The organism is Pseudodesulfovibrio karagichevae, assembly GCF_041414475.1.
Classification (GTDB): Bacteria; Desulfobacterota; Desulfovibrionia; order Desulfovibrionales; family Desulfovibrionaceae; genus Pseudodesulfovibrio; species Pseudodesulfovibrio karagichevae.
Genome location: NZ_JBGLYH010000111.1, coordinates 1 through 5,511 on the forward strand (window position 1 = coordinate 1; position 5,511 = coordinate 5,511).

3 protein-coding genes are annotated in these 5,511 nt (G+C 65.1%); 1 reads left to right on the top strand and 2 read right to left on the bottom strand.

The window, feature by feature from the left end:
• Positions 1–245: 245 nt before the first annotated feature.
• A complete protein-coding gene (locus tag AB6M95_RS19300; protein WP_371388376.1) occupies positions 246–950 on the bottom strand; it encodes a 16S rRNA (guanine(527)-N(7))-methyltransferase RsmG in 705 nt (234 codons plus the stop codon).
• Between the two features lie 519 nt (positions 951–1,469).
• Entirely contained in the window at positions 1,470–3,881 is a 2,412-nt protein-coding gene (gene topA / locus AB6M95_RS19305) for a type I DNA topoisomerase (protein WP_371388377.1), read from the bottom strand.
• 390 nt (positions 3,882–4,271) lie between these two features.
• On the opposite strand from topA, the gene AB6M95_RS19310 reads away from it, so the two are divergent.
• Positions 4,272–5,402 carry a twin-arginine translocation signal domain-containing protein gene (locus tag AB6M95_RS19310; RefSeq protein ID WP_371388378.1) on the top strand — a complete coding sequence of 377 codons (1,131 nt, stop codon included), beginning with the start codon at positions 4,272–4,274 and terminating at the stop codon, positions 5,400–5,402.
• Positions 5,403–5,511: the final 109 nt, after the last annotated feature.

Sequence of the window (5,511 nt, forward strand, 5' to 3'; positions counted from 1 at the left end):
AACCCTTTGAAAAGGGCTTTCCCTCTCCCCTTCCCCCGGACCCCCATCCCCTCTCCTTTCCTAAACTTTTTATAGCCGCTTCGCGAAGTCGCAAATGACGAAACCCCGGTCCGCTTGAGCCGGGGTTATTTGTTGGCGCTCGTACGCACTTGCCGAAGGCACACAAAAAGTTCTGGAGGGGGAGTCCAGAGGGGGAACCTCTTCCAAGAGGTTCCCCCTCTGGCCGCCGGAGGCATCCTTCCTGCCTACTCGACCTTGAACGACCAGAAGTAGCGCTCGGAGCCTGCCGCCGGGTAGGAGGCGGCGTCGCCGAGTCGCCAGCCGCCGGGGATGGCGGATTCGGCCGGGGGCGGGTCGTTGGCCAGGATGATGGCGGTGCCGGGACGGCCCGGTTCCTTGCGGAGCATGGGGCGGATGAAATCCAGGAGTTTTTGCCAGGGCATGAAGGCGCGGCTGAGAATGAGGTCGGCGGTGGCCTGATGGCCGGACCGGGCAAGGCGGTCCAGGGCGTCCTCGGCCTTGCCCAGGAAGACGCTGGTGGCGGGCAGCCGGAGGCGTCCGAGCGCGCTCTTCATGAAGGTGGCCCGTTTTTCGCGCACCTCCACCAGCCAGTAGTCACCCGCCTGCCAGAGCACGCGCAGGGGGATGCCGGGCAGCCCGGCCCCGGCCCCGAAGTCGAGGGACAACGGGTGGTCGGGCAGTTTCAGCCCGGCCACGAAGTCGGCCAGAAACAGGGAGTCCACCACCAGCCGGTCGAACACGGTCCGCCAGTCCGCCGGTCCGACCAGGTTCATCTTCTTGTTCCACTTGACGAGCTGGTCCAGGTACACGGCCAGCAGTTCGGCCTGGTCCGGCTCCACGGGTCGGCCCAGCTTGCGGGCCGCGGCCAGCACGGCCTCTGCGTTGGGTTGGGTATCGCGCATGGGCAGGAAATACGTTGTTTCAGCCAAACAATCCAGCCCCGCCCCGCCCCCTGAAACCAGGAAGGCCGCCCGGGTGCGGACGGCCCTCTTGGGGAGGATGTAGGGTGTGACGTTCGGGCGGCAATGGCTGGCCGCCCATGGTAGAGAGTGTCTCCTGCGGCGGGGTTGGTCATGCCCCATCCGCACCTCCCTTCTACACCCCCCGCCCCAAAAAACATTGACCTGGATCAACACCGACGACTTTTCCCACAAAAAAAAGGAGCCAAGCTCCCCCCTCAAACAAGCGCCTCGGGTGCGCAGCACCCGACAACCTCGTCATCATATCTACCTAAAAAGCTCTCCGCCCATATGGAGCGATTCGGTTGGCACCGCCAACCGACAGCGGCTCTCTCTTCCGACGCACTCTCGGCCTAGGAATAGGCTTTCGAGAGTGGGGCAGCTGTGCATTTTCTTCCTGGGGGCTTTCACCGCAGCGTAGCCGTCTACGTGAGGATGAAAGCCCCCTGGAAAAAATGTGCAGATGGCCCGCTATCGGAAGCCGCCCCCCTACTCCTCGATCTCCCGAGTGTAGTCGCAGCCTTTTTTCGGGCAGGCGATGTGGTCGCCCTTGTCCTTGGTGGTCTTGCGCACCAGGATGGGGTGGCCGCACTTGGGGCACGGCTCGTTGATGGGCCAGTTCCAGACCGCGTAGTCGCACTTGGGGTACTCGGAGCAGGAGTAGAAGATCTTGCCCCGGCGCGAGGATTTCTCGACCAGTTCGCCGGTGCAGCCCTCGCGCGGGCAGGGAACGCCCGTGGAGTACGGCGCGGCATAGGTGCAGTCCGGGTAGTTGGAGCAGGCGATGAACCGGGAGCCGGTGCGCGCCTTCTTGAGCAGCAGTTCGCCGCCGCAGTCCGGGCAGGTGCCGACCACTTCGGGCTTTTCCGATTCCACGACCTTGATGTTGCCGTTCTCGTCGCGGGTGAAATTGACGATGGACTTGCAGTCCGGGTAGCCGGTGCAGCCCAGGAACTCGCCGCGCCGGGACTGCTTGATGGCCATGGGACGGCCGCACTTTTCACAGAGCACGCCGGTGTCCTCGGGCTTTTCGCGCTCCACCACCTGGATGTTGCCGTGCTCGTCGCGGGTGAAGTTCTTGATGGTCCGACAAGCCGGGAACCCGGTGCAGCCCAGGAACTCGCCGGTCTTGCCGAACTTCACGGCCATGGGCTTGCCGCAGTTGTCGCACAGAATGTCCGTGACCTGCTGGGAGCGGCCCATCTCGGTGCGCGCCTTTTCCAAGGTGGGGTAGAAGTCGCCGCCGAAGTCCTTGAGCAGCTCCTCCCAGTTTTTCTTGCCGTCGGCCACGTCGTCCAGCAGCCCCTCCATCTGGGCGGTGAAGCCCACGTCCATGAGGGCCTGGAAGTGCTCGGACAGCTGGTCGGACACGGTGAAGCCCAGCTCGGTGGGCGCGAACCGCTTTTCCTCCAGGATGGCATACTCGCGGTCGATCAGGGTGGAGATGATGGCCGCGTAGGTGGACGGCCTGCCGATGCCCAGCTCCTCCAGGGTCTTGACCAGGGAGGCTTCCGAGTAGCGCGGCGGCGGCTGGGTGAACTTCTGTTCCTTTTTCAGCTCGTTGAGCTGGAGCACGTCGCCCTCATGCAGCTTGGGCAGCTCCACGTCATCTTCGGAGCTTGCCTTGTCCATGGCGGCCAGGAAACCGGCGAAGAGCAGCCGCTCTCCCTTGGCGCGCCACACGGTCTGCGGGGCGTTGACCAGCACGGTGGTGTCCCAGAAGGTGGCCGCGGCCATCTGCGAGGCCACGAACCGCTGCCAGATCAGCCGGTAGAGCTTGTACTGCTCGCCGGGCAGGAAGCTCTTCACGCTCTCGGGCGTAATGGACACGTCGACGGGCCGGATGGCTTCGTGCGCGTCCTGAGCGCTGCCCTTGGTCTTGAAATTCCGGGTCTTGGACGGGTAGTAATCCGCGCCGAACATCTCCAGGATCAGCTCCTTGGCCGCGTCCTGCGCCTCCTTGGCGATGCGCACGGAGTCGGTACGCATGTAGGTGATCAGCGCGGTGGTGCCGCTCTTGCCGAGCTCCACGCCCTCGTACAGGCGCTGGGCGATGGACATGGTCCGCTTGGCCGAATAGCCCATGCGCCGGTTGGCGTCCTGCTGCAGGGTGGAGGTGATGTACGGCGGCAGGGGCTGGCGCTTGCGCTGCTTCTCCTGCACGGAGTCCACCTTGAACTCGCCGTTCAGGAGCTGCTGCTCCAGGGTCTCGGCCTGCTCCGCGTTGGACACGTGGTTGGTGCCCGGCTTGACCGCCTTGCCTTCGAGCTTGTGCAGGTCCATCCAGAACGGCGGCGGGTTCCCGCCTTCCAGGAGCACCTTGAACGGCCAGTATTCGTCGGGCCGGAAGGCGCGGCGTTCCTTTTCGCGCTCGACCAGGATCTTGAGCGCCACGGACTGGACGCGCCCGGCCGAGATGCCGCGCTTCACGTTCTTCCACAGGATCGGGGAAATCTTGTAGCCCACCAGCCGGTCCAGGATGCGCCGGGCCTGCTGGGAGTCGAACAGGTTCTCGTTGAGGTCCTGGGCGTGCTCAAGCGCGTCCTTGACCGCACGGGAGGTGATCTCGTTGAACTGGATGCGCCGGATATTGTCGTTGACCGGCTTGAGCAGCTCGGCCACGTGCCAGGCGATGGCCTCTCCCTCGCGGTCCGGGTCGGGCGCGAGATAGACGGTGCCCGCCTTCTTGGCCGCGGCCTTCAGACGCTTGACCACGTCCTCCTTGCCCTGGATGATCTCATAGTGCGGGGCGAAGTTGTTCTCCTCGTCCACGCCCAGGTCGCGGGTGGGCAGGTCGCGCACGTGGCCCACCGATGCGTCGACCATGTAGTCCTTTCCCAGGAACTTGGAGATGGTCTTCACCTTGGCGGGGGACTCGACGATGATCAAATCTTTCGGCATGTTGCGGCTCTCTTATCAGGCTGTTGAAAAACGCGCGATTGCGCTCCAGCACTCGCGCCTTCTTCAACAGGCTGAAGATGGTATCCGGCCTGTCTTGCTGGTTGCGGGGTCCCGGCACGTCCAAAACCCGTTCCCGACAGACTGAGGGGGGTCTATGCCCGCTTTTGCTCCGGCTCGTCAAGCCTCTATATATAGATAATGGGTGAAAAGCTCTTTTTTCCTATTTTCCCGCTCCCGCTCTCCGGCCGGATTCCCGGCCGGTCCCGTCTCCCGATGTGACCTATTCTTCATGCGCAGGGCACATTCCGTCACCGGTTCGTCAGGCTGCCGACGAACGCGGGCGGTATGTTTACAGGACGACACAACCCACCTGCATTCAAGGAGAAACGTATGTCTTCCGAACAGCTCAACCGCCGTGATTTCCTGAAACTCGGGGCCCTGGCGGGCGCGGCCGCAACGGTCGCCGCCCTGCCCCTGCGCGCCCAGGCCGCCCCGGCCACCGTCACCCTGGACGAATGCGTGGCCATGGCGCCCCAGGCCATGGCCGACGCCTCGGGCCCGGTGTCCGCCTCCTGGCAGTCCATCCTCCAGGCCGCCGGACAGATCCGCAACCCGGGCCTGCGCGCCAAGGTCCTGGCCGTGCTCGACAACCCCGCGCCCACCGTGACCAGGTCCATCGGAGCGAGCGAAAAGAAGGCCATCTACAACGAACTTTCCGCCAAGGGACTCGTCAAGGGCGTGTCCGAGGCCGATTTCCTGCCGCCCGTGTCCGGGGCGACCACCGCGCCCCAGCCCTTCTGGTCCGCGCCCGGCTCCGGTTACGGCAGCCATCACGCCTATCCCGGCGGGCTGTGCACCCACACCGGCCTGAACACCCGCGTGTCCCTGGCCCTGTACGACGGCTACCGCGAGGTCTACGACTACATGCTCGACCGCGACGTGGTCATCGCCGCACAGCTGCTCCACGACCTGCACAAGCCGTGGGTCTTCCAGTGGGCCGCCGACGGCGAGTCCCGCACCGAGCTCTCCCTGGCCGGGACCGGCGAGCACCATACCCTGGGCGTGGCCGAATCCATCGCCCGCAAGGTGCCCGCCGAGGTCGTCGTGGCCCAGGCCTGCGCCCACAACCACCCGCGCACCGAACAGGACGAGGCCCAGGTGGTGGGCTGGCTGACCGCCGCATCCATCATCGCGGGCGTCGATCCCGTGCAGTACGGCCTGCTCGCCCAGGGCGGCAAGACCCTGCCCCTGCCCCGCCGCCAGGAAGGGTTCGTCACCCACCTCGGCGACCACGACTGGATCCTGACCGTGCCCGCCAACCAGTGGGTCCTGCCGGTCCTGGAGAAGGTCGCCGTGCGCGACTACAAGCTCTCCCAGTCCGACCTCAAGGCCAAGCCGTTCAAGCAGTTCCGCAACTACGTCTACTCCCAGGCCACCATCATGGGCCTGTACGAAACCTACGCCGCCAAGGGCGAAACCGAACTCGTCCGCACCATCCACACCATCGTCACCCCCGCCTAGGGGTAGTCGCACCCTTCCCTGTTCCCGGCGCGTTGCGCCGGGAACAGGGATGCCTCCGGCGGCCGGGGGAAGGGGAGGAAAAACCCTTTGAAAAGGGTTCTTTCCTCCC